This is a genomic window from Nonomuraea sp. NPDC052265 (genome assembly GCF_044547985.1).
GTDB lineage: Bacteria > Actinomycetota > Actinomycetes > Streptosporangiales > Streptosporangiaceae > Nonomuraea.
On record NZ_JBIUBJ010000003.1, the window covers coordinates 436269 to 459611 of the forward strand.

19 protein-coding genes are annotated in these 23343 nt (G+C 71.6%); 9 read left to right on the forward strand and 10 right to left on the reverse strand.

What is annotated here, in order from left to right; translation table 11 throughout:
* Positions 1 to 42: 42 nt before the first annotated feature.
* On the reverse strand, positions 43 to 5634 hold the full coding sequence (locus tag ACIHAD_RS11505) for a TIR domain-containing protein (RefSeq protein ID WP_397354267.1): 5592 nt from the start codon (positions 5632 to 5634) through the stop codon (positions 43 to 45).
* A gap of 57 nt (positions 5635 to 5691) precedes the next feature.
* Here ACIHAD_RS11505 and ACIHAD_RS11510 point away from each other — a divergent pair, with 57 nt between their 5' ends.
* The gene (locus ACIHAD_RS11510) at positions 5692 to 6864 is read left to right on the forward strand and encodes an SLC13 family permease (protein WP_397354268.1); all 1173 of its coding nucleotides are present in this window, start codon (positions 5692 to 5694) and stop codon (positions 6862 to 6864) included.
* A 12-nt stretch (positions 6865 to 6876) separates the two neighbouring features.
* On the opposite strand, the gene ACIHAD_RS11515 is transcribed toward ACIHAD_RS11510, so the two are convergent.
* Genes ACIHAD_RS11515 through ACIHAD_RS11525 form a run of 3 tightly spaced genes read right to left on the reverse strand, consistent with a single transcriptional unit; the run spans position 6877 to position 9386 of the window.
* Positions 6877 to 7680 (reverse strand): inositol monophosphatase family protein, encoded by an 804-nt coding sequence (locus ACIHAD_RS11515; RefSeq protein ID WP_397354269.1) that lies wholly within the window; start codon positions 7678 to 7680, stop codon positions 6877 to 6879.
* Between the two features lie 10 nt (positions 7681 to 7690).
* On the reverse strand, positions 7691 to 8311 hold the full coding sequence (locus tag ACIHAD_RS11520) for a hypothetical protein (protein WP_397354270.1): 621 nt from the start codon (positions 8309 to 8311) through the stop codon (positions 7691 to 7693).
* A 10-nt stretch (positions 8312 to 8321) separates the two neighbouring features.
* A complete protein-coding gene (locus ACIHAD_RS11525) occupies positions 8322 to 9386 on the reverse strand; it encodes a hypothetical protein (protein WP_397354271.1) in 1065 nt (354 codons plus the stop codon).
* Between the two features lie 179 nt (positions 9387 to 9565).
* On the opposite strand from ACIHAD_RS11525, the gene ACIHAD_RS11530 reads away from it, so the two are divergent.
* On the forward strand, positions 9566 to 10450 hold the full coding sequence (locus ACIHAD_RS11530) for a PIG-L family deacetylase (protein WP_397354272.1): 885 nt from the start codon (positions 9566 to 9568) through the stop codon (positions 10448 to 10450).
* 31 nt (positions 10451 to 10481) lie between these two features.
* Here the strand turns inward: ACIHAD_RS11530 and ACIHAD_RS11535 are convergent, their stop codons facing one another.
* From ACIHAD_RS11535 to ACIHAD_RS11545, 3 genes are read right to left on the reverse strand one after another with little or no spacing between them, the layout of a single operon-like run.
* Positions 10482 to 11255: a sporulation protein gene (locus ACIHAD_RS11535; RefSeq protein ID WP_397354273.1), complete on the reverse strand. Its 774-nt coding sequence runs from the start codon at positions 11253 to 11255 to the stop codon at positions 10482 to 10484.
* 10 nt (positions 11256 to 11265) lie between these two features.
* Positions 11266 to 12507 (reverse strand): SPFH domain-containing protein, encoded by a 1242-nt coding sequence (locus ACIHAD_RS11540; RefSeq protein WP_397354274.1) that lies wholly within the window; start codon positions 12505 to 12507, stop codon positions 11266 to 11268.
* Complete coding sequence (locus tag ACIHAD_RS11545; protein ID WP_397354275.1) at positions 12504 to 14120, reverse strand: SPFH domain-containing protein; 1617 nt, start codon at positions 14118 to 14120, stop codon at positions 12504 to 12506. The genes ACIHAD_RS11540 and ACIHAD_RS11545 overlap by 4 nt, the downstream gene beginning before the upstream one ends.
* A gap of 140 nt (positions 14121 to 14260) precedes the next feature.
* Here ACIHAD_RS11545 and ACIHAD_RS11550 point away from each other — a divergent pair, with 140 nt between their 5' ends.
* From ACIHAD_RS11550 to ACIHAD_RS11565, 4 genes are all read left to right on the forward strand, one after another.
* On the forward strand, positions 14261 to 14494 hold the full coding sequence (locus ACIHAD_RS11550; protein ID WP_397354276.1) for a helix-turn-helix transcriptional regulator: 234 nt from the start codon (positions 14261 to 14263) through the stop codon (positions 14492 to 14494).
* A 35-nt stretch (positions 14495 to 14529) separates the two neighbouring features.
* Positions 14530 to 16638 carry an excinuclease ABC subunit UvrB gene (gene uvrB, locus ACIHAD_RS11555; RefSeq protein ID WP_397354277.1) on the forward strand — a complete coding sequence of 703 codons (2109 nt, stop codon included), beginning with the start codon at positions 14530 to 14532 and terminating at the stop codon, positions 16636 to 16638.
* A gap of 112 nt (positions 16639 to 16750) precedes the next feature.
* A complete protein-coding gene (locus ACIHAD_RS11560; protein ID WP_397354278.1) occupies positions 16751 to 17377 on the forward strand; it encodes a PepSY domain-containing protein in 627 nt (208 codons plus the stop codon).
* An 81-nt stretch (positions 17378 to 17458) separates the two neighbouring features.
* On the forward strand, positions 17459 to 18355 hold the full coding sequence (locus ACIHAD_RS11565; protein ID WP_397354279.1) for a heme A synthase: 897 nt from the start codon (positions 17459 to 17461) through the stop codon (positions 18353 to 18355).
* 15 nt (positions 18356 to 18370) lie between these two features.
* Here the strand turns inward: ACIHAD_RS11565 and ACIHAD_RS11570 are convergent, their stop codons facing one another.
* A complete protein-coding gene (locus ACIHAD_RS11570) occupies positions 18371 to 19243 on the reverse strand; it encodes a serine protein kinase RIO (RefSeq protein ID WP_397354280.1) in 873 nt (290 codons plus the stop codon).
* Between the two features lie 249 nt (positions 19244 to 19492).
* Between ACIHAD_RS11570 and ACIHAD_RS11575 the strand changes: the two genes are divergently transcribed.
* Positions 19493 to 20050 carry a hypothetical protein gene (locus tag ACIHAD_RS11575; protein ID WP_397354281.1) on the forward strand — a complete coding sequence of 186 codons (558 nt, stop codon included), beginning with the start codon at positions 19493 to 19495 and terminating at the stop codon, positions 20048 to 20050.
* Between the two features lie 160 nt (positions 20051 to 20210).
* Here ACIHAD_RS11575 and ACIHAD_RS11580 read toward each other — a convergent pair whose 3' ends face one another.
* Together ACIHAD_RS11580 and ACIHAD_RS11585 are read right to left on the reverse strand one after the other, a co-directional pair.
* Positions 20211 to 20534 (reverse strand): winged helix-turn-helix domain-containing protein, encoded by a 324-nt coding sequence (locus ACIHAD_RS11580; protein WP_397354282.1) that lies wholly within the window; start codon positions 20532 to 20534, stop codon positions 20211 to 20213.
* Entirely contained in the window at positions 20534 to 21004 is a 471-nt protein-coding gene (locus ACIHAD_RS11585; RefSeq protein ID WP_397354283.1) for a hypothetical protein, read from the reverse strand. The genes ACIHAD_RS11580 and ACIHAD_RS11585 overlap by 1 nt, the downstream gene beginning before the upstream one ends.
* 175 nt (positions 21005 to 21179) lie before the next feature.
* Here ACIHAD_RS11585 and ACIHAD_RS11590 point away from each other — a divergent pair, with 175 nt between their 5' ends.
* Both ACIHAD_RS11590 and ACIHAD_RS11595 read left to right on the forward strand, forming a co-directional pair.
* Positions 21180 to 22688 carry a hypothetical protein gene (locus ACIHAD_RS11590; protein WP_397354284.1) on the forward strand — a complete coding sequence of 503 codons (1509 nt, stop codon included), beginning with the start codon at positions 21180 to 21182 and terminating at the stop codon, positions 22686 to 22688.
* Positions 22689 to 22775: 87 nt separating this feature from the next.
* Positions 22776 to 23339 carry a dihydrofolate reductase family protein gene (locus tag ACIHAD_RS11595; RefSeq protein WP_397354285.1) on the forward strand — a complete coding sequence of 188 codons (564 nt, stop codon included), beginning with the start codon at positions 22776 to 22778 and terminating at the stop codon, positions 23337 to 23339.
* Positions 23340 to 23343: the final 4 nt, after the last annotated feature.

Genomic DNA, 23343 nt, shown 5'->3' on the forward strand with positions numbered 1-23343 from the left:
ACTGCCGGGCCACCATGGCGGGCGAGGCGACCCCGCGAACGCTCAGAAGGGCGAGTCGAGCGGCACCTGACGCACCCCCGGCAGGTACGGATCCAGCTCACCCAGCTCGAACCGCGACATCCCGATGACGTGCCAGAACTGCCCGCCAGGATCGCCGTGCACCTTGTAGCGCCCGTCGGGTGTCAGGGCGGCCCACCCCTCGGGCAGCCCCAGCAGCGTCGCCCGCCGCTCGCCGCCCTCCCAAAGGATCACCACGCCGTCGTCGCCCGCGCTGGCCAGCAGGTCGGACGTGGGGCTGTAGGCCACCGACCACACCCGGCGCGCGTGCCCGGTGAGGGTGTGCAGCAGCCGCCCGGTCCCGGTCTCCCACACCCGTACGGTCAGGTCGTCGCCGCCGGTCGCCAGGTGGCGGCCCGTGGCGTCGAAGGCCAGGCTCCACAGGCGGCCGTCGTGCCGGGTCAGCGTGTGCGCCAGGCGCGGCTGCCAGGGCTGGCCGGGCCGCAGCTCCCACACCATCGCGCGGCCGTCGTTGCCGGCGCTGGCCAGGTAGTGGCCGTCGGGGGAGAAGGCCACGGAGTAGACCCGGTCGGTGTGGCCTTCCAGCGTCGCCACCCGGCCGCCGGAGGCGACGTGCCACAGCCGGACGAGCTTGTCGTCGCAGCCGGTGGCCACGTAGTCGCCGAAGGGGCTGAAGGCGATCGAGCGCACCCGGCCCCGGTGGTCGACCAGGTCGACGGCCATGCGGCCGGTCGGCCGGTACCAGATCTTGACGCTGTCGTCGTCGTTGGCCGTGGCCAGCATGTTCCCGTCGGGGCTGAACGCCTCGGCCCACACGTGGTCGGTCTCGGCGTGCAGCTCGCGCTCGTAGTCGCCGGTGGTGGCGTTCCAGAAGTGCACGCCGCCGTCGTTGCTGGAGGTGGCCAGCACCGGGCCGGCGGGGGAGAACAGGGCGGAGATCAGCCGGTCGGCGGTGCCGGTGAACTCCCGCAGCCGCCGCCCGGTGTGCGGCTCCCACACGCGGACGACGCCGTCGTTGCCGCTGGTGGCCAGCATCGAGCCGTCGGCGCTGAAACGCACCGACGAGATCCGCCGGCCGTGGCCGCGCAGCACCCGCTGGCACTGCCCGGAGACCGGGTCCCACAGGCGGACGGTGCCGTCGTTGCTGCTGGTGGCGAGCTGCTGCCCGTCGGGACGGAACGCGAAGGGCCAGACCGAGCTGCGGTGGCCGGTCAGCTCCACGCGCTTCCCGCCGCCGACGGGCTGCAGCCGGACCGTGCCGCCGGAGTCGCCGCTGGCCAGCGTGCGGCCGTCGGGGCTGAAGGTCACCTGGTAGACGGCCGCCGCGTGCGTGGTGTGCACGCCGAGCGGCTCGCCCGCCGCCTCCCACAGCCGTACGCTGCCGGCCGTGTCGCCGCTGGCCAGCATCGAGCCGTCGGGCGAGAACGTCAGGCAGTAGACGCTGCCGACGTGCCCGGTCAGCTCGTGCCGGGGCGACCAGGTGGCGGTGTCCCACAGCCGGATCGTGCCGGCCTCGTCGCCGGTGGCCAGCAGGGTGCCGTCGGGGCTGTGCACGGCCCGGTAGACGCTGCCGCGGTGGCCGTCGAGGATCACGGCCGTCTCCCCGCTGCTCAGGTCCCAGACCCGGACGACGCCCGCGGAGTCGCCGGTCACGAGCTGCGAGCGGCCGAAGGAGGCGGTGTAGACCGGCGCGCGGTGCCCCGGCAGCTCGTGGACCAGCCGCCCGGACGCGGTCTCCCACACCCGGACCACGCCGTCGCCGCCGCCGGCCGCCACCAGCTCGCCGGAGGCGCTGAGGCGTACCGGCCACACGCCGTCGGGATGGCCGGTCAGGGTGTGCAGGCGCCGGCCGGTGAGGGTGTCCCAGAGCAGGACCGTGCCGTCGCTCGCGCCGGTGGCCAGCAGGTCGCCGGCGAAGGTGACGGCGTAGACCCGGCCGCGGTGGCCCTGGAGGGTGCGTACGGGGGAGCCGCCGGCGCACAGCAGCACGCCGCCGTCCTCGTTGCCGATCGCGACGGTCGAGCCGTCGGGGCTGTAGGCGATGGGCTCGGGCAGGCGGGAGGTCTGGAAGTGGTAGCCGTACGGGACGCCGATGCCGGCGGGCGCGAACTCCACCTCGACCGGCTGGCCCGGCACCACCGCCGCGCCCGGCAGCGGCGGCAGCGTGCCGGTCACGTTGATCAGGGAGGCCCGGTGCCAGCGGGCGCCCTCGACCGCGACGTCGCTCAGGTCGACCTGCGCCAGGCGCGCGCCCGACAGGTCGGCCCCGGTCAGGTCGGCGCCGGTCAGCCTGGCGCCGTCGAGCCGGGCGCCGGCCAGGCTGGCGTCGCGCAGGACGGCCCTGGACAGGTTCGTGCCGGCGAGGGTGGCCTCCGACAGGTCGGCGCCGGTCAGGTCGACCTCCTGGAGGTCGCGCGCCGACAGGTCCTCACCCTTGAGGTTCGCGCCGCGCAGGTCGGCCTTGGCCGGGGTACGCAGCCTGGCCGCGATCTTGACCGCGTTCGCCCTGGCCACGTCGTCGGCGGGCGGGTCGGCCACCCAGGCGCGCAACGCCCGTACGTCGGCCAGGTCGCACAGGAACTCCACCGTCAACGCCGACAGCGGCCGGCGGGCCAGCGGGAGAGGGTTGTCGAGGTTCGCGGCGATGTGGCGGGCGATGAGCCACTCCATCACCGAGGCGTGGATGAACCCGAACATGCCCTCCTCGGTGCGGACGAGCAGGCTGCCCGAGCCCATCGCGTGCGCGGCGTGCGCGGGCGAGAGCTGGCCCGAGGCCAGGTCGCTCAGGGTCTCGCCGATCTCGGTCAGCTCGTCCACGCCGAGCAGCGTCTCGCCGCTGTCCCACAGGCGCAGCGCCAGCGCGGTCACCACCCGCCACAACTCGCCGATCGACAGCGCGCCGGGCGAGCCGGGGACGCGGGCCCGCCGCTCCTCGAAGGCCAGCCAGGTGCTGAGGATCTCCTCGTACAGCAGGGCGGGGCTGAGGGTGTGCTGGGCGCCGGCGACCGTACGCAGGCGGTCGGCGTCGAGGTCGGCGATGAAGCTCAGCATGCGCGGGTTCTGGGCCAGCGCGAGCAGGTCCTTGATCTCGGCCATGAGCGACATGCGCGCGCCGGCCTCGTCGCCGTCGTCGAACCGGTTGTCCAGGTACGAGCGGATCTGGTCCTGGGTGAAGTCCTCCACGCTGAGCACCCGCCGCTGCGGCAGCACGCCCACCATCTCGCCGAGCGAGGTCAGCACCTGGCTGTGCGACTTGAAGTGCTGCGTACGGCTGGCCACCACGATCTTGGCCTTGTCCTCGGCCGCGGCGAGCAGGGTGGCCAGGTGGTCGGCCGCCCGGTCGTAGGTCAGCCGGGTGACCAACTCGTCGAACCCGTCGAACAGCAGCACGATGCGCCCCTGCCGGAGCAGGTAGCGGAACGCCTTGAGGTCGATGAACTCCTCGCCGTGCCCGGCCAGGTGCGCCGCGACCAGGGCGTCGACCGAGTGGGCCTTGTCGAGGGCGCGCAGCTCGATGAAGATCGGCGTCAGGTGCGGCAGCTCGGCCGGGATGCGCCTGGCCAGCTCGCGCAGCGCGAACGTCTTGCCGTGGCCGAAGTCGCCGAGCAGCAGCAGGAAACGGCCGTGGTCGGTGGCCAGCAGCCGCATCAGCTCGTCGGTGAGCCCCTGCCTGATCTGGCTGCCCGGCCGGTCGAGCTCGCGGTAGCGCTGGGGGACGTAGAGGCCGGGCGGGTAGCGGCGGTCGCCGGTGAGCCTGCCGGTCTGCTCGGCGACGTATCCCGACAGGTCGAGCAGGCCCTGGAACTCCACGAAGCTGCGCACCCGCACGCCCTTGCGCATGAGGTCGTCGCGGAGCGCGCGGGGGGCCGGCGGGCCCTGGTGGACCAGCTCGGCGGCCAGGTCGGCGGCATGGGCGCGGCGGGCGAAACCGACGGCGGCGGCCTCGGTCAGCTCGCCGACGTGCGCGCCGATCATGAGCTGCCGGACGAACCCGTCCTCGGGGTGGGTGACCACCAGGTGGTCGGGGAACCGGCGGATCTTGGCCCGCTCGTGCCGGGCCTCGCAGACCTCGGTGATGCGGTCGAGCAGCAGCTCGACGGGGCTCGGCTCGCGTTCCTCCGGCTTGGCGGCGGGCGGCGGCGCGCCGGGGGTCTCGCCCGTGAACGTGGCCCGCACCGCCCGCCAGCCGTGCCGGGCGCGTACGGGCTTGCCGGCGTCGGGCGTCCAGGTGCGCATCCCGTCGGGGGTGATCTCGACCACCTGGTGGCGGCCGGAGCGCGGGGCCACGACCGCGGCGAAGCCCGGCCGGGGCTCGGCGGCCGCGCTGCCCGCGCCCGACCCGTGGAAGAGCAGGTTGAGCCGGTGGGTGAGCAGCCGGTCGAAGGTAGGGGCGTCCCGCAGCGCGGTGGGCGGATGGCCGAGCGCGCCCAGCCGCAGCCAGGCGCTCTCCTCATAGGGGCGCAGCCGCTCGGCGAACCACGCGGCCTGCGCCTCGCCCAGCAGCGCGTACGCGTCGCGCTCCAGATGGCTCATCGCCATCGTGGAGTTGAGCCCCGCCACGACCACCCTCAGGTCGGGCACCTCGAACAGCGTCCACGGCTGGCCGCCGTCGAACACCCGGTCGTCCAGCCCCTGGTACACCTCGCGGAACAGCCCGGCGAAATGCCGCCACTTGGGCCAGTAGGGGGGCTGAGGGCTCACGTCGTCGGCTTCGCAGGTCATGAAGTACGCGCTGGCCGCGGCCTTGGTGACGTCGCGCGGGCCGGGCAGCAGCACCAGCCGGTGGGGCTCCAGCCCGATCAGCAGCCGCAGGTCGGTGACGAACTGGGTGGCCTGCGCGAACTGCCCCAGACTGCCGGACTCGGTCAGGTCGCCGCTCACCACCATGAGGTCGGGACGCGGCATGCCCCGGTCGTACATGGCGGTCAGGTCGGCCCAGATGCGGGCCTGCATGTCCTCCGGCGTGAACGGCTCGCCCGGATCGGGCAGCGCCCGGCCGAACCTCGGCCCGCCGATGTGCAGGACGTTGACCGACTCGCGCCCCCGCTCGCCGCCGCCCGCGGGCGGGAACTTGGGGGCCGTCACCGGGGTGCGGCGGGCCCTGGTCAGGTCGGCCGTCGGGGGCAGCGTCGGCGCCGGGGGCGGGACGAGGCGGCCGGAGGGGAAGGCGGGGGCGGCCTCGGGCTTGGCCCGCCCGGCCATCGCCTCGCCGACCCGGCCCAGCAGCAGCGCCCTGGCCTGCCCCGAGTCGTTGACGCCGAGCAGGTCGACCCAGGTGATCGTGGACAGCAGGCCCTCCAAGTGCACGTCCTCCAGCCGAATCGTGACGAGCTTGTTGGAGGGGTTGTCCGGGTCGGCGCGCATGGCCGCCTGCCACTCCATGCGCCCGTAGCGCGAGGTCAGGTAGTTGCGCGAGAGCACGGCCACGACGAGCTGCGCCTCGCTGACCCCACGGTCCATGAAGTCGATGAAGTTGGTGCCGGGCACGAAGTCCCAGGCTTGGATCATGGTCCGGTAGCCGGCCGCCTCCAGCTCCCAGGCGATCCAGGTCGCCCAGGCGGTGTCGGCCGGGGAGTAGCTGACGAAGATCTCGGTCGGCCTGCCGTCACGTGCCATCTGCTCAGTATCCACCGGGGAGTCGGCCTTTTGGAGTCGGTGTGCGATCATCGTCAAGTGTGGCGGCGTCTGAGCGTGCTCGATCTGATCAGGATCGGGCTGCTTGCTCTCGGTCTGGTCTTCGTGGCGACCGGTCTGCTGCCATGGCGCGACGCCGTGGACAGCCTCGCTGACATCGGGCCGCTGCTGATCTTCCTGGTCGCCATCATCGTGCTGGCCGAGCTGACCAAGGAGGCGCAGGTCTTCGACGCCATCGCGGCTCGGATGGCGGTGCTCGGCCGCGGCAACTACACCGCACTTTTCTTTCTTTGTACGGCTTTCGCGTCATTTGTCACGATTTTTCTGAATCTTGACACCACCGCCGTCCTGCTCACCCCCGTCATGCTGGCCCTGGCCCCCCGGGCCCGCATCGCCGCCCTGCCGCTGGCGATGACCACCATCTGGCTGGCCAACACCGCGAGCCTGCTGCTGCCGGTCTCCAACCTCACCAACCTGCTCAGCATGGACAAGCTCGGCCTCGACGCCCAGGGCTTCGCCGCCCGCATGTGGGCCCCGCAGCTCGCCTCGATCGCGGTGACGATGGTCTTCCTGTGGGTGTTCTTCTGGCGCCGGGGCGAGCGCCGCGACCTGCGCTACACGCCGCCGGTGCTGGAACCGGTGGCCGACCGCGTGCTGTTCGGCGCGGCCTCGGCGGGCTGCCTGCTGTTCATCGCCCTGCTGCTGCTCAAGGCGCACGTCGCCGTCGCCGCCACCGCCGCGGCCGTGCTGGTGGTGCTGGCCTTCCTGGCCCGCGACCGGGCCCGGCTGACCTGGAGCCTGATCCCCTGGCAGCTCGTCGTCTTCGTGACCGGGCTGTTCCTGGTGGTGCCCACGCTCAGCGCCCACGGGCTCGACGCGCTGATGACGTGGATGATCGGCACGGAGGGCGACCCGTACCGGACGGCGGCGGTGGGCGCGGGCCTGTCCAACGTGATCAACAATCTGCCCGCCTACCAGGCCGTCGCGCAGGTCATCCCGGCCGCCGACCAGGACCGCCTGCTGGCCCTGCTGGCCGGCACCAACGTGGGCCCGGTGATCACCCCGTGGGCCTCGCTGGCCACGCTCCTGTGGTTCGAGTCGTGCCGCCGCCACGACGTCGCGGTCCCGCTGCGCCGCTTCCTGCTCACCGGCGCGGGCCTGGCCGTCTCCGGGCTGCTGGCCACGGTCTGGGCCCTGGTCACGTTCGGCTGAGCGCCGCGGGCCTCATCCGGGCAGGAGCGACATCAGCGCGGGAAGGGCGCGCGGGTGGGCGGCCACGAAGCTGCGGTCCTCGGCCGAGCCGTCGATGCTCTCCTCGAACGGCCCGCCGTCCAGCGCCCTGATCTCGATCCCGGCCTCCTGGGCCAGCAGCGCGCCCGCCGGCAGGTCGACCGCCTCGGCGCGGTAGCCGACGATGCCGTCGATGTCGCCGCGGGCCAGCATCGCCCACGACAGCAGCGGCGCCCACAGGTGCAGCACCCGCCGCGCGCCGAGCTCCAGCGCCGCCTTCAACGCCAGCATGGTGGCGTCCCCCCTGCTCACGCCGTACCCCTGGGTCCAGGCCAGCAGCGGGCCGTGCGGGCTGGCCGTGTACGGCGGCGCCAGCCGCGCCCCCGTGGACGCCACCGCGCCCCGCCCCCGGATCGCCGACCACGTCTGGGCCGTCACCGGATCGTGCACCACGCCCAGCACCGGCCGCCCGGCCCGGCACAGCGCCACCCCCACGACGTACGTGGGCAGCCCGATGGCCACGTTGTTGGTGCCGTCGAGGGGGTCGACCAGCCAGGTCCACTCGCCGCCCGCCGCGCCGATCAGCCCCGACTCCTCGGCCACGATCGCGTGCGAGGGGTAGGCCGTCAGGATGCGCTCGACCAGCAGCTTCTCCGAGGCCAGGTCGAGATCGGTGACCACGTCCCCGGCGTCGCCCTTGGCCCGGATGCCGACGGCCCCGCGGGTGCCCGCCGCGAGCAGCGCCCCGGCGGCCTGGGCGGCCTCCACGGCCACAGTGCGAGCGTGATCCAGGTCCATCGGGCACCCCTCAGGTCAGGTGGGCGGTGATCAGCCGGACGGCGAGCGCCGTCTCCTCGGCGTCCAGCGGCTCCCGGGGCACGTGGTGGCCGGCCGCCCCGAGCGGGCCGAGTGACAGGTCGCGGCTGCCGGGCCGGCCGCGCCCGAGCGCGATCGTGGCCGCCTCGCCGCCTTCGGGCACCACGCTGCTGTGAAAGCGGTCGGCGGACAGGGTGTAGGTGTCGCCCGGCCCGAACAGCTCCACCAGCCCGGTCGCGTGCCGCACGGTGCGGCCGGTGGGCGAGATGCGGTCGCCGTCGGCGCCGCTGACCACCTCGAACACCCGGTGCGTGGCATCGGGGCCCGCGTCGGTGACCACCGCGTGCACGTTGCGCACCTGGCCGTAGAGCACGTGGCTGACCAGGTCCCAGCTGTGGCAGTGGATCTGCGAGGTGGTGCTCCGGGCGTGCTTGAGCGAGTCGGACCACAGATGGAGGCATACCCCCTCGCCGCCCTCACGCTCCAGCGGCAGGCAGACGAACCCGAGCGGATGGCGTACGGCCTTGGGGTGCGCGGCCCCCCTCAGCGCCCCGAGCGCCCACGACCTGGCCTGTCCGTCGTGGACCCGCTGGAAGACCGACCGATAGCTCATGGAGTCGCACTCACGTTCCGTCTCGTCGGAGGGCCGCGGGACGCGCCTCGCCGTACGGGTCGACCGCGCGCAGGGCCTTGCGCGCGATGTCCACGACGTCGCGGCCGTCGTAGGCCTTGGGAAGAGGCACCCCGATGCGACCGAACAGGTCCTGGACCTCCTCGATCGTGGGCTCGTCGCCGAGCTGCGCCTTCTTGTACATGTCCATCGGCACCCGGCGCGCCTGCTCGAAGCTGAGCCGCAGCTCGGTGTCGCAGTTCTCGTAGTAGAACGTGCCGGCCAGCGCGGTCATGGCCCGGTTGGGGTCCTCGACCGTCATGATCAGCCGGGTGGCCGACAGGTCCCAGCGGAACGTGGTCATCGACGCCGACAGGCCGACCTCGATGTCGAGCAGGCCGTAGCGCTGGCGGTACCAGAAGGCGGCCAGGATCGTCGCGTACGACTCCTTCCTGACCCGGTCGGTCGTCCACGTCTCGCCGGTCGCGTCGGGGGAGTCGGACAGGGAGCGCCGGTAGTGGGCGTAGGTCTCGCACACCTCGACGTTGGACGGGTCGATCACCTCGACCCGCACCACGAGGTGCCGCTTGTCCCGGCGGGCGGCCGCCACGCACTCGGGCAGGGTGACCGCGCGCAGGTAGGTGCCGGTGCCGCCCTTGAAGCTCCACCGGGTGGTGTCCTGGCGCGCCTCGGCGTGCATCTGGGCGATCTCCTGCTTGCTGCCCAGCACCCGGACGAGCTGGAGCGCGTCGAGGGCCTTGCGGGTGCCGTGGACGAGCGTCTCGATCTCCTCCAGCCGCGACAGCCGGACGGGGAGCTGGGCCAGCGCGCCGGAGGTGATGGTCTCCTCGACCGGGGCCTGGCGGACGCGGTCGCGCAGCAGGGCGGTGGCCACCAGCGCCATGATGACCAGCGTCGCGGCGTTGACGAGCTGGGTCTGCACGTCGGTGGGCACGACCTTGTCGGGCATGATGCCGAGCACGCCGACCACGACCGCCAGTAAGAGCGCGATGGCGCCGTCGGCGTTCTGCGCCGCCCATGGGGCGGCCCGCTTCAGCGCCGCCGTGAACCGTGCCATCGTCCGCCCCACCGTTCGACGATCAGTCAATCCCTAGGTCATCGTAACGACCGTCGGCATGCGACTTCCAGCGCACGGGAAGGAGGTATCTCCTACCCGGGAATGACATGACATCTCCCCCTGGCAGCTCAGGACCGGGACCTGACCAGGTTCGATACTGGAAGCGCACGGGGGTGGGGATGAAGGGGATCAGGATGTTCTCGGCGGCCGCGCTGGCGCTGGTGCTGGTGGCCGTCCTGGCGTGCCCGGCGGCGCCCGCCGCGGCGCGGGCGGAGGTCAACCGGCCGTCGCTGTGGGAGCGGTTCGTGCAGGTCGTGGCCCATCCGGACGACGACCTGCTGTTCATGAGCCCCGACCTGTACGGCGCCGTCCAGTGGCACCGCCCGACGGTGACCGTCTACCTGACCGCGGGGGAGGGCCAGGCGGGCTGGGACGACGACCGCGACCCCGTCGCCTACGCCCGCGACCGCGCGCGGGGCCTGCGGGCCGCGTACGCCTTCATGGCCGGGGCACGCGACGTCTGGCGGGTCCGGACGATCACGGCGGGCGGCTTCCCCGTACGCCTGGAGGAACTGGCCGACACGCCGGCCGTCAGGCTGGCCTTCGTCGGGCTGCCCGACGGCGGCGACCCGCGCGCCGACGGCGGCCGCGACGCGCTGACCAGGCTGTGGGAGGGCCGCTCCTGCGTGCGCCGGTTCCCCTCGGGCCCCGAGCCGCGCTGCGTGGGCAGGGGGGACGTGGTCGGCGTGCTGCGCGCGCTCTACGCCCGGTTCCGCCCCACGGTGCTGCGCACGCTCGACCCGGAGCCGCCCAAGAGCCGGGGGCTGTGCGACCACCCCGACCACGTGGCCTCGGCCCGCTTCGCCCTGGCCGCGGCGAACGGGCTGGGCCTGCGGACGGTCTCCTACCGCGGCTACCCGATGACCGGCTGGGCCCCCAACGTCGTGGGGGCGCTGCGCGAGCTCAAGCGCCAGGTCTTCGGCGTCTATCTCGGCCACGACTACCGCGTCGGGCACACCTGGCGCTACCGGGCCTGGACCGAGCGCATGTACCGGGTCCCCTGAGCCGGGACGCCGCCCGGCCCGGGGACGCCGGTCAGAACCAGCCCCGGCGGCGGGCCATCTGCTCCAGGCCGTGCTGCAACGCCTGGTCGGCCGAGCCGGGATGGTCGTCGTAGCGCACGGTGAAGCGGTTGTAGGTGTCGTGGCTGGAGGTCAGGAAGCCGCCGCGCTTGTCGGCCTCCAGGATGACGTCCATCTGCCGCGGCCCGGCGATGAACGTCAGCTCCAGCTCGTTGAAGTGCCGCCGCCACTGGCCGCCCGCGTGGTACTCGATCTCCTGGAAGAACGGCATCGTCGAGCCGTACAGCGTGCCGCGCTCCAGGTCGGCCTTCTTGAAGTGGAAGCCCAGCCGGTCGAGGGCGGCGAGGACGTGCTCCTGGGCCGGCAGCGGGCCGACGAACAGCGGGTCGAGGTCGCCCTTGTCGATCGCGCCCGCGAGCGCCAGCTCCGTCTGCACGCCGAGCCGCATGCCGTGCAGCGGGTGGCCGCCGATCGCGCTGATCGGCGTCTCCCACGGCATCATGAGCTGGAACGGCTGCTGGTGCTGGGCGCCCGAGGCGAGCTGGAACGTCCCGGCCACCTGCTGGCGCAGGAAGCTGTAGGTCGTCTTGTACTCGTTGTCGCCGCTCTCGACCTCCACCACGGCGGTCAGGTCGAGGTAGATGCCCTCGACCTTGTAGTCGGAGCCGCCGCCGCGGAAGTGCACGACGCCGCGCAGCGGCTCGCCGGGGCGCACGGTCGTGTCGGTCAGCACCGTGTCGACCTCGACGCCCGCGCCGAAGGCGGCCATCAACTTGCGGAACACCATGGGGTCTCTCCTATGCGGTGGGGGTCTGGCCGTTGACGGCGGCGGTTCCCGTACCCGAGATGCGGGGGAGCAGCTGGGCCAGGATGAGGGTGGACAGCGCCGAGTCGGCCTGGCCCTGCTGGGTCCGTACGACCAGGGGCTGGGGGGCGTTCTCGGCGAGCTTGGCGCCCACGTCCAGGCGACGGCGGGCCAGCTCGTACTGCAGCACGGCCCGGTTGTCGCGGTAGGACTCGGCCAGCCTGCGCAGGGCCTTGGCCTCGTTCTCGGCGGAGGTCAGGTCGGCCCTGCCGCGCGCCTCGATCTCCCACGTCACGCGCTGGGCCTCGGTCTCCTGCTCCTCCAGCATGCGCGCCACGTTCTTGCGCGCGTTGTTGTGGGCGGCCTTGACCTCGACCACGCGGGCGTCGCGGGTCTTCTTGGAGCGCTCGATCTCCATGAGCAGCGTGTCGATGCGGCGCTTGCGGGTCAGCTCCCACTCGCGCTCGTAGGCCGACAGCTCCTTGGCGACCTTCTCCCGGGTGGCCAGGTGCTGCTGGTACTGGTCGGGGAGCTGGACGTCGGGGATGTTGGCGCCGGTGACGCGCACGCCGTACCGGCCGAGCTGGCGGTTGAGCGCCTCCTGCATGTCGCCGACGTCGGAGCCGCGCAGGTCGTAGGCGCGCTCGGTGTTGACGCGGCGGCTGCGCTGCCTGATCGCGTCCTGCACGGCGCTGGAGAGCACGAGGTCGAAGTTGCCCGCGCCGATCGTCCGGACGAACGCCACCGGGTCCACGATGCGGAACTTCAGGAAGAACTCGATCGACTTCAGCGGCACGTTCTCGGCCGTCGGGCAGGCCACGATCGGCGCCGAGTACGGGATCTCGGTGGAGGTGTCCACGACCGCGTCCACCCGGTCCCACGGCAGCCACAGGTAGTGGCGGCCCGGCGGCAGCGTGCCGGTGATCGCGCCCCAGCGGCTGCGTACGCCGGTGGTGCCCTCCTCGATCTCGATGATCGCCTGGCGCCAGATCGTGACCAGCGCCACGACCAGGAAGAACAGCGCGGCCAGCGCGGCGGGCACGGTGAGGTCGGTGAGCGCGGCCATGCCGGCGAAGTACAGCGCCAGGAGGACCAGCGCCATCCAGGAGAAGCCGCGCCGGTCCTTGGGGATCACGACGGGCACGAGCTGGCCCTGCTCGCCGCCGCGCAGGAGCTGGCGGATGTCGGACCAGGAGGCCAGCGACTCCTTGATCTTGGAGAACTCGCGGGTCATCGGACCTCACCCTCGCTCAGGCGGCCGGGCAGCAGGCGCTCGACCGTGCTTTCCAGGTCGTGGTCGGGCTCAGGCGTCGCCTGCGGCTCGCTCACGTCGGCGGCGGCCTTCTTCAGCAGGGCCGCGATCTCGTCCTCGCGGTCGCTGACGCGGGCGGCGATCTCGCCGAGCCGGCCGCGGATGGCCGCCATGTCCTCGGCGGAGAACAGCGCCGCGCCCTTGCCGCCCACGAGCTGCTGGGCCAGGGCCAGGAAGTCGATGTCGGTGTGCTCACCCACCTGCACCACCTGCGGCAGCCTGGTGGCCACCGACTCCAGCTTGTTCAGCAGGTCCTGCTGGAAGCGGTAGTCGAGGATCTCGGGGGCCTCGGCGGCCGACAGCGCCCGGATGTCCAGGGCCTGGGCCTCCAGGAGCGCGGCGTTGGCGTTGGCCGTGGACTCGGCCTCGACCAGGCGCTGCCTGGCCTGCGCGGTGGCCTGGTGGCTGGCGCGTTCGAGCGCGGTGTCCATGCGGGCCTGGTAGCCGGCGATCTCGGCCTGGATGGCGCTCAGCGTCTCCTGGAGGCCGGCCAGCTCCTTGACCAGGTCGCCCTCGTTCTGCTCCTTGCGCAGCTGGAGCTCGTACTCGTAGGTGTAGGCCTCCTTGGCCACGCGGACCATCTCGGGGGCCGCCAGGTCCATGCGGTACTCCTGGCTGGACGGCTCGGCGTGGGTGATGTTCACGTCGGTGAGCCGTACGGCGGGCAGGAACTGCTGGTTGAGGTTCTCCAGCATGCCGAGGGTGCTCTCGCCCACCAGGTCGTAGATGTCCTCGGCCCGCTGGGCGTAGATCAGGGACCGGGTGACCTCGCTGATGGCGTTCTGCAGCTTGGACTGGAAGCCGCTGACCGAGCCGAGCACGAAGATGAACTCGGCCGGGTTCTCGATCCTGAACTGCAGGAACAGGTCGACGCTGGCCTTGACGCCCTGCTGGGTCGGGGCCTCCCTGATGGGGGCGTTGAAGGGGTACTCGCGGGTGGTGTTGACGATGTAGCTGACCCGCTTCCACGGGTTGAACAGCGTCACCCGGCCCGGGTCGGCGATGTGCACCAGCTTGCCGAACTTGGTGATCAGCGCCTTGCAGCCCTCGGGCACCATCACCACGCTCCTGCGCCACCACAGGAACGCGGCGGCCAGGACGAGCACGACCCAGTAATGGGGGCCGAAGAAGATGTCCGACCCCGGCACGATGCCGCCGAGCGCGCCGATCAGGCCCAGGACGACGAGAACGGTCAGCGGGATGACCACCTTGGCCGTGCTGCCCTTGGGGATCACCACCGGCGAGATGACGTGCATGCCGTTCTCGGCGAAGCTGCGGTTGACGATCTCGCCGGCTTCGTTCAGCGAGGCGGACCTGGCCTCGATCAGCGTGCCGACGGAGGCGCCGCCGTCGCGGGCGGCGGCGAAGTCGTGCGGGTTGAGCGCGAAGCCGGGGGCCTGGCCGGTGAGCTGACCGGCCTGTTCGGTGACCTGTCCGATCGCCTGGCTCATCGCCTGCCGTACGTCACCTCCTTGAGCGACCGCTTGGGCTATGCCCTGACCTGCCTGGATCAGTGCCTCTCGGGGTCGTGACATCGAACCTTCCTTTTCCGCTACAGGCGAATCCGACCGTATCGGGTATGACTTGCTGTTCGCTTGCAATGTGTCGTCATATGTCTGTTACGTCCTGTAGTGGAGGTGCTATGGATGGAGCAGACCTACTACGCGGAGGATTGATGAGCGGGACCGTCCACAACCGCATCGCGCTGCTGCGCGCCGAGCGCGGGGTGACCCGCAGGCAGCTCGCCGACGCGCTGGAGGTCCACTACCAGACCGTCGGGTACCTGGAGCGGGGCGAATACAGCCCGAGCCTTCACCTGGCGTTGCGGATAGCCGGATACTTCGAGGTGCCGGTCGAGGTGGTCTTCTCCACCACTCCGTTCCCCCGGATCGGGGGGCCGGCGGCCTGACGGTTTCTGTCGGTGGCGCCGCCTACAGTGGCAGCATGCGTCCGGTCACAGATTTGCAGCGGAAGGTGGCGCCCTTCGAGGTCGTCACCGAGATGACTCCATCCGGCGACCAGCCGACGGCCATCGCCGAGCTGGAGCGCCGCGTCAAGGCCGGGGAGAAGGACAACGTCCTGCTCGGCGCCACCGGCACCGGCAAGACGGCCACGATCGCCTGGCTGATCGAGCGGCTGCAGCGGCCCGCGCTGGTCATGCAGCCCAACAAGACGCTCGCCGCCCAGTTCGCCAACGAGCTGCGCGAGATGCTGCCCAACAACGCGGTCGAATATTTCGTCTCTTACTACGACTACTACCAGCCCGAGGCGTACGTGCCGCAGAGCGACACGTACATCGAGAAGGACTCCTCGATCAACGACGAGGTCGAGCGGCTGCGCCACTCGGCCACCAACTCGCTGCTCACCCGCCGCGACACCATCGTGGTCGCCTCCGTCTCGTGCATCTACGGCCTGGGCACCCCGCAGGAGTACGTCGACCGCATGGCCAGGCTCCGCGTCGGCATGGAGGTCGACCGCGACCAGCTCCTGCGCCGCCTGGTCGACATGCAGTACACGCGCAACGACCTGGCCTTCACCCGGGGCACGTTCCGGGTGCGCGGCGACACGATCGAGATCATCCCGAAGTACGAAGAGCTGGCCGTGCGCATCGAGATGTTCGGCGACGAGATCGAGAAGCTCGCCACCATGCACCCGCTGACCGGCGAGGTCATCACCGAGGACGAAGAGCTCTACATCTTCCCCGCCTCCCACTACATCGCCGGCGAGGAGCGCATGGCGGCGGCCGTGGCCGGCATCGAGTCCGAGCTGGCCGCGCGGCTGTCGGAGCTGGAGCGGCAGGGCAAGCTGCTGGAGGCCCAGCGGCTGCGCATGCGCACCACCTACGACCTCGAGATGATGCGCCAGATCGGCACCTGCTCCGGCATCGAGAACTATTCCCGCCACCTCGACGGCCGCGCCGCCGGCACCGCGCCCAACACGCTGCTCGACTACTTCCCCGAAGACTTCCTGCTGGTCCTCGACGAGTCCCACCAGACCGTGCCGCAGATCGGCGCCATGTACGAGGGCGACGCCTCGCGCAAGCGCACGCTGGTCGACCACGGGTTCCGGCTGCCGTCCGCGCTGGACAACCGGCCGCTGAAGTGGGAGGAGTTCCTGGAGCGCATCGGGCAGACGGTCTACCTGTCGGCCACGCCGGGGCCGTACGAGCTGGGGCGGGTCAAGGGTGACGTCGTCGAGCAGGTCATCCGGCCCACCGGCCTGGTCGACCCCGAGATCGTCGTCAAGCCCACCAAGGGGCAGATCGACGACCTGGTGCACGAGATCCGCGAGCGCGCCGAGCGCGACGAGCGCGTCCTGGTCACGACGCTGACCAAGAAGATGTCCGAAGACTTGACCGACTATCTCCTCGAACTCGGCATCCGGGTCCGCTACCTCCACAGCGAGGTCGACACGCTGCGCCGCATCGAGCTGCTGCGCGAGCTGCGCATCGGCGAGTTCGACGTGCTGGTCGGCATCAACCTGCTGCGCGAGGGTCTCGACCTGCCCGAGGTGTCGCTGGTGGCCATCCTCGACGCCGACAAGGAGGGCTTCCTGCGTTCGGAGACCTCCCTGATCCAGACGATCGGCCGCGCCGCCCGAAACGTGTCCGGCCAGGTCCACATGTACGCCGACAAGGTCACGCCGTCGATGGAGCGGGCCATCGACGAGACCAACCGGCGGCGGGCCAAGCAGATGGCCTACAACGAGGCCAACGGCATCGACCCGCAGCCGCTGCGCAAGAAGATCGCCGACATCCTCGACTCCCTCCAGCGCGAGGACGCCGACACCGACAAGCTGCTCGGCGGCGGTCGTCAGCAGTCGCGCGGCAAAGCCCCGGTGCCCGGGTTCGCCGCCCGCCAGGCCGGTCAGCACGCCAAGGCCATCGCGGGCGAGATGCCGCGGGCGCAGATGGAGTCGCTGATCGAGTCGCTGACCGAGCAGATGCACCAGTCGGCCGCCGACCTTCAGTTCGAGGTGGCCGCGCGGCTGCGCGACGAGATCAAGGAGCTCAAGCGCGAGCTCCGGGACATGCGCGAGGCGGGCGTCCGCTAGGACCGGCAGGGGCGACGTATGCCCCTGCCGGGCGGGCGATATCGCTCCTGAGAGAGACCCAGGGTTCTGACCTGCGGGAATGAAGGCAGGATCCTGGGGCAGCGGTCCTGGTATGAACAAGTCGATCATCGGGGCTCTGGTCGGTGCGGCGGTGCTCGCCGCCGGCTGCGGCGCCGTACGGGAAGTCGGCCAGTTCGCCGTCGAACCGACACCGGGTCCGACCATGGGAAGCCCGTCTCCGTCGATGGAGAGCCCGCCCGCCACGGGGACCATGTCCCCGTCGCCGGGTAGCACGTCCATGATGAAGCCGGGGGCCGGAGAGCTGAAGGAGGCCGCCAAGGTCGCCATGGCCGCGGTGCCCGGGTCCAAGGTCGTCTCCGTCGAGAGCAAGGAGAACGGCAAGATCTGGGAGGTCGAGGTCGTCGGCTCCGACGGCACCGAACACCAGATGGACGTGGAGTCCGGCAAGGTCGTCAAGGGCCCGATGGCCAAGCAGGAGGACGAGCAGGAGAAGGCCAAGATGCGTACCCGCATCTCCGAGGCCAAGCTCGACTACGCCCAGGCCGCCGACAAGATCGCCGCCGCCGTACCGGAAGGACGCGTCACCGAGCTGAAGCTCGACACCGAGAACGGCAAGACCGTCTGGAAGTCCGACGTGATGACCCCGGACGGGACCAAGCACGAGGTGATGGTCGACGCCGCCACCGGTGAACTCACCAAGAAGAACGCCACCAGCTGACCCACGGGGGGAGCAGGCCACCTCTGCCCGAACGGCGGGGGTGGCCGCCCGCCGCCCGGCATCCGGGTCGGCTTCGAGCGCGTGGCCCTGCGACGGGCCGCGGGCGCGGCGCCGGCGACCAGCCTGATGATCATCGTGACCGGCGGAGTCGTCCGGCTGACCGGGTCCGGGCTGGGCTGTGACGGGTGGCCTCGCTGCTCGGAGGCCGGTTTCGCGGCGACGCCCGAGCTCGGCGTCCACGGCGCGATCGAGTTCAGCAACCGGGTGTTGTCCGGGGTCGTGTGCGTAGCCGTCGGCTGGCTCATCGTCGTCGCGCGGCTACAGAGCCGTCCCGTGCCCGAGCTGACCCGGTGGGCGTGGGCGCAGTTCTGGATCGTCGTGCTGAACGCGGTCGTCGGCGGGCTCACCGTGTGGGCGCGGCTGAGCCCGTACCTCGTCACCGCGCACTTCCTGGCCGCCGTGCTGTTCCTGACCACCACCACGGTCGTCTGGCACAAGGCCCGCCTGCTCGACCGGCCCGCGCGGCCCCTCTCCGCGCCGGCGGGCCGCCTTCCGGTGGCGCTGATCGCGTCCGTGGCGGTGCTGGTCGTGGCGGGCACGATCGTCACCGGCACCGGGCCGCACGCGGGTGACTCCTCCGACGTGCCGCGCATGCCGTTCAACTGGACGGCGATGACCTGGCTGCACGGGGCGGCCGCCGCGCTCAGCCTTGGCCTCGCCGTCGCCCTGTGGCTCAGGACGCGGCGCGAGCCGGGTTCGGCCGCTCATCTGCGGACCACGCTGTTCCTGGCCGTGTTGCTCGCCCAGGGGCTCGTGGGCCTGACGCAGATCGTCACGGACCTCGCCGAGGCCGTCATCGTCGCCCACCTGCTCGGATCGGCCCTCGTGTGGGTGGGCGTGGTCCGCGTCCTCCTCGACGCCCGGCCCCCGGCGGCGGCGGAGCGGGAACCGGCCCCGCTCGCCGACGCGCGTACCTAGACGCTCCGGGGCCGATCACGTCCGGCCGGACTCCTTGCGAAGGAGGCCGGCGAGCGCGTCGGGGTCCGCGGCGGCCACACCCTTGGCGGCGAACCACGTGGCCACGTTGCGCGCGTCCCGTTCCAGGTACGACGGGCCCGCCGGGTGGGCGATCACGTCCACGATCTGCGGCAGGTCGATGATCACCAGCCGCCCTTCGTGCACCAGCAGGTTGTACGGCGACAGGTCCCCGTGCGCCAGCCCCTCCCGGGCCATCGTCACCATGGCGTCCACGAGCTGCCTCCACAGGTCGTCGAGGCCGTCGGAGACCTGGGCCAGGCGCGGGGCGGCGTACCCGTCGGGAGTGCCGACGAACTCCTGGAGGATCTCCGTCCCCAGGATCTGCACCGGGTACGGCACCGGCACCCCCAGCTCCCGGAGCCGGCAGAGCGCCCCGAACTCGGCCACCGCCCACTGCGCGGCGATCACCTGCTTGCCGAACGAGGTGCGGTTGGCCATGGCCCGGTTCATCCGGCTCTCGCGGGCCCTGCGGCCCTCCAGATAGCCGGAGTCCCGGTGGAACAGGCGGTGCTCGGAGGAGCGGTACCGCTTGGCCGCCAGCAGGCAGATCCGGTCGGTGCCGGGCACGCCACGCGAGATCAGATGGACGTCGGCCTCCTTGCCGGTCTTGAGCAGGCCGTGCTCGGTGTCGACGGCGGCCAGCTCGGTGACCAGCCAGCCGGGGTACGGCTTCGGCCCCTTCTCGGTGGGCGTGCTCTGGTCCCAGGTGGACCAGCGGTCGCCCTCGGGCGGGCCGTCATCGGTCGCGGGGGTGCTGTCGAGCCATTCGATGTCGTCGGCGTCGAGCGCGAACTTGCCACGCCGGCGGTGCTGCGAGTGCTTGGGCACGGTGAGATCCCTCCAGGATCGAGGCCCACCGGCTCGCCGAACGGATCAGGTCAGCGGATGCCTGGTGGGAAGGTCTGAGGACGCGGAAAACGGCACGCGGGCAACATTCATCACGGTCTCAGCCTCCCTTCGCATCGCTGTGATCAACGCGGTCGAGTATGCCGCGTCCGGCACGGCCGTCGCAAACGAATAAACGGCGGCCGGAAGATTGCGATGCACCCCGGCCTGCCCGGCTTGTACGGTGCGGGCATGCGGCAGTGCGAGATGTGCGGACACCAGGAGCCCGCCGGCGCGCCGGACTGCGACCGCTGCGCCGGCCTGGTGGACGAACTGGTCGAGGAGGGCTGGCGTGCCTTCCTGCGCGAGGAGTTCGGCACCGTGGAGCCCCAGGACGAGCAGCTCATCGCCCGCATGGTGGTCGACGAGCCCGACAGGCACCCCTGGCGCGTCGTGGACGCCGCCTACGACCGCCTGACGTGCGCCGAGTGCGGCGGCAGGCTGAGCCGTGGCCCGGCCGGATGCGCCGCCTGCGACCTCGCCAACGGCTTCCGCTACTCGGCCGTCGAGATCGACCGTCCCGGTGTGCCGCCCGGCAACGAGCACGCGCTCCGGGTCAACGTGGCCGTGACGCGCCGCCCGTACGGGATCGCGGCCTCGGAGGTGCTGATACGACGGCTCTCGCTGCCCTTGCTGATCGAGGGCCGCCTGCCCACGACGGCCCAGGCCCAGGCCACCAAGGCCATGGTCCGCCAGGGCGCCACGGAAGAGGAACTGGCCGCCGCGATCTCCTCGCAGTGGGGCAGCTGAGTGTGATGCCTGGCCGGACGGGCGAGGAGCTCCGCCTTCGCCGGGTCTGGAGAGAACCGCTACGCCCGCCGTGCACGAACGCGGCCACTTCGGCGCGCCCCCGCCTGACGCCGACACCCACGACCGTCCCGCGCGTCGCGCGGACCTTCGCCTCGGCCCCTCAGCGCTGCTCGGCGGTGGGCCGGTCGGCGGAATCGCGGGCGAGGGCGACGATCCGCTCCAGGGCCGCCGCGTGCCGCTGGAAGGCCAGCCGTCCCTGAGGGGTGAGCTGCACGTACGTCCGCCGCGCCCGCTTGTCCTGGTCCTTGCGGACGATGACGTACCCGGCGGCGGCCAGCGCGGAGACCTGCTTGGACAGCGCCGAGTCGCTGGTGCCGACCGAGTCCCTGAGGAAGCCGAAGTCCACCCACTCGGCCGGCGCCAGCAGCGCCACGACCGACAGACGCGCCGGGACGTGCAGGAACTCGTCGAAATGAGGATCCATCAGGCGGCCCGGCCCCGCCGGACGATCGCCTTCATGATGGAGCGGTTGACGGGCGTGGCCGCGACGTAGGCCAAGGCCGCCACGACCGCGCCCGCGCCGGCCTGTGACAGCAGCCCGTGGGGCGGCAGGTCGAGCAGCGCGAAGGCGGCGATCCGGCCGATGGCGAAGGCGACCATGACGCAGGCCAGCAGCCCGCCGTGGAACAGCGCCTCCAGGCCGGTGGCCTTGCGGCGGACCGAGGCCCGGTGCTCGTAGACGATGCCCACGCTGGCGTACACGACCACCCCGAGGGCCGCGCCGACGAAGTACCAGGGGCTGGGGAGGTCGATGGCCGCGAGGGCGACGAAGATGCCGAGCGCGGAGACGGCCACGCGCGGGAGCGCGAAGCTCTGGTGGACGATCTGCTTCCGGGTCGTCTCCTGGAGGCGGTGGATGTCGTCGAGCGAAGTCTGGGCGTCGTGCTGGTTCATGGGCCTTCCCCGAGGTCGACTACTACTTTCCTATAAGGAAAGTATCATCTGCTTTCCTCTTGGGAAAGTCGTTGGCGGCCGAATGGCCCGGCGCCGGAGGTGAGCCATGTCTCTTTGATCTTCGGTGTCGGCGGAACTAGGGTCGCTGCATGGTCAAGGCCAGGGGTGACAAATCGTGATCGGCCGCGCAAAGCTCGCCCTGGGGCGGCCGCTCGGGCGTGAGGGCCAGGGGATGGTCCACGAGGAGCTCAGCGGCAGGATCAACGGCCGGCTGGGCGTCGCGTACAAGGAGATCGACTACGACGTCCGACCGGGTCTCGACATCGCCGTCCTCACCGCGATGACCCGGCTGACCGGCCGTCTCTCCCCGTCGGACGCCGCCTGGCTGGAGGAGCGCGCGGCCTGGCCGGCCGAACTGGTGGCGGAGAACGGCGCCGTCGTCGGCTTCCTGATGCGGACCGTGCCTCAGCGGTTCTTCCGCGAGAGGCCCGGCCCGTCCGGCGCGGTACGCCGGCTCGCGACCGTCGACCGCCTGTTCGGCCGGGAGGACGTCTCCGGCCGCGACCGTCTGCTGATCCTGGCCGATCTCGCCGACACGCTCGCCCGCCTGCACGCGATGGGCGTCGTCGTCGGCGACCTGTCCCCTGAGAACGTGCTGTTCACGACGGAGCCCCGGCCGGGATGTTTCCTCATCGGCTGCGACGCGATGGGGCTGGGGGGAGCGCGGGCGCTGCCGCCCGTGGAGACGCCGCCCGACCGGCGGATCCCCGCCGGGGAGCAGCCGGGGACGCCGCAGGGTGACGCCTACCAGTTCGCGCTGCTGGCCATCCGCGTCTTCGCCCGTGACCCGTCCGCCACCGACGTGTCCGCGTTGGCCGCCGTCCATCCCGGTCTGGCGGAGTTCGCCACGACCGCGCTCGACCAGCCCCCGTTCAGTCGTCCCATGCCCGCGCAGTGGGCCGCGCGATTACGCGAGGCCGCGCAGCCGGAGCCGGTCTCGCCGCCTGCCCGGCAGGTCGAGGCGGCTTCGGGTGCCGGACGGTCGAAAATGGTCGGCATTGGGGCCGCGGTGGTGGCCGTCGTCCTGGTGGTGCTCGCGGTGGTCGGGAAGAACGTACTCAAGAACACCGTGCACGAGACGCTGACCGGTTCTCCGAGGACCACGACCGAGCCGGCCGAGACGTCGTCGTTCCCCGCGCCCACCGACTTCCCCACTCAGGCGCCACCCACCTCGGTCCCGACTGTGGCCCCGACTGTGGCTCCGACTGTGGCTCCGACCTCGGCCCCGAGCGAGCCGGTGGCCGACTTCAAGGTCGGTGACTGCCTGTCCGGCCTGCCGAACGCGCCGGTGGTCGACAGTTGCAAGCGGGGTGCGCCCTATCGGGTGGCCGCCATCACCACACCCTCCGGGCTCTGCGACGGCGAGACCAACCACCGCTACCTCGTCCACGACGACGTGCTGTACTGCCTGGCGTACCAGTTCGGGCGGGACTACTGCTACAAGTGGTCGAAGAACGATGAATACGTGGACTTCGCTCGCAAGTGTCGAGCGCCGAAGACGTTCACCGTGCGGCGCGTTCTGCGGGGGAACGCCGACAAGGACGCCACTGCTTGTCGCGGCGTGACCAGACATTCCTGGACGTGGCCCGTCCCGGCGCTGACCATCTGCGTCGACAAGTACTGAGCGGCGCCCGGCCGGGCACCGATGATTTCCGGGCGGCTGCGATGTCTTACGTGTCACCGTACGACCCGAGACCACGGAGACGCGCTCATGCGGAAGCTGATAGCGACAGTGTTCAACTACTCCCTCGACGGCCTGCTCGCCGACGAGGGCACCGACTTCTGGAAGTTCTGCTTCGACCTGCCCGAGAACAGCCGGCCCGACTCCCCGGCCTACCTCGACTTCCTCCGGAGCGCCCACGCGCACGTCATGGGCCGCACCGCCTACGAGGGCATCGCCAAGGGCATGACGACCGCCCCCGACCACCCGTTCGCCGACATCCTGACCGCCGGCCGCAAGGTCGTCTTCTCCCGGACCATGAAGACGGCCGACTGGGCCAACACCACCATCGCCTCCGGCGGCGCGGCGGCGGAGATCGACAAGCTCAGGCTGGGCGGCGACGGCCACCTCCTGGTCTGGGGCGGCGTCGGCCTCTGGCGGTCGCTCATGCGGCTCGACCTGATCGACGAGCTCCGGCTGAGCGTGTTCCCCTACGTCGCGGGCGAGGGCACCAGGCTGTTCGACGGCGTCCCCAAGTCCTATCGGCTCGACCTGGTCTCCAGCTTCGCCTCGGGCGGCGGGATCATGGAGCTGCAGTACCGCCGGCACCGCTGACCCC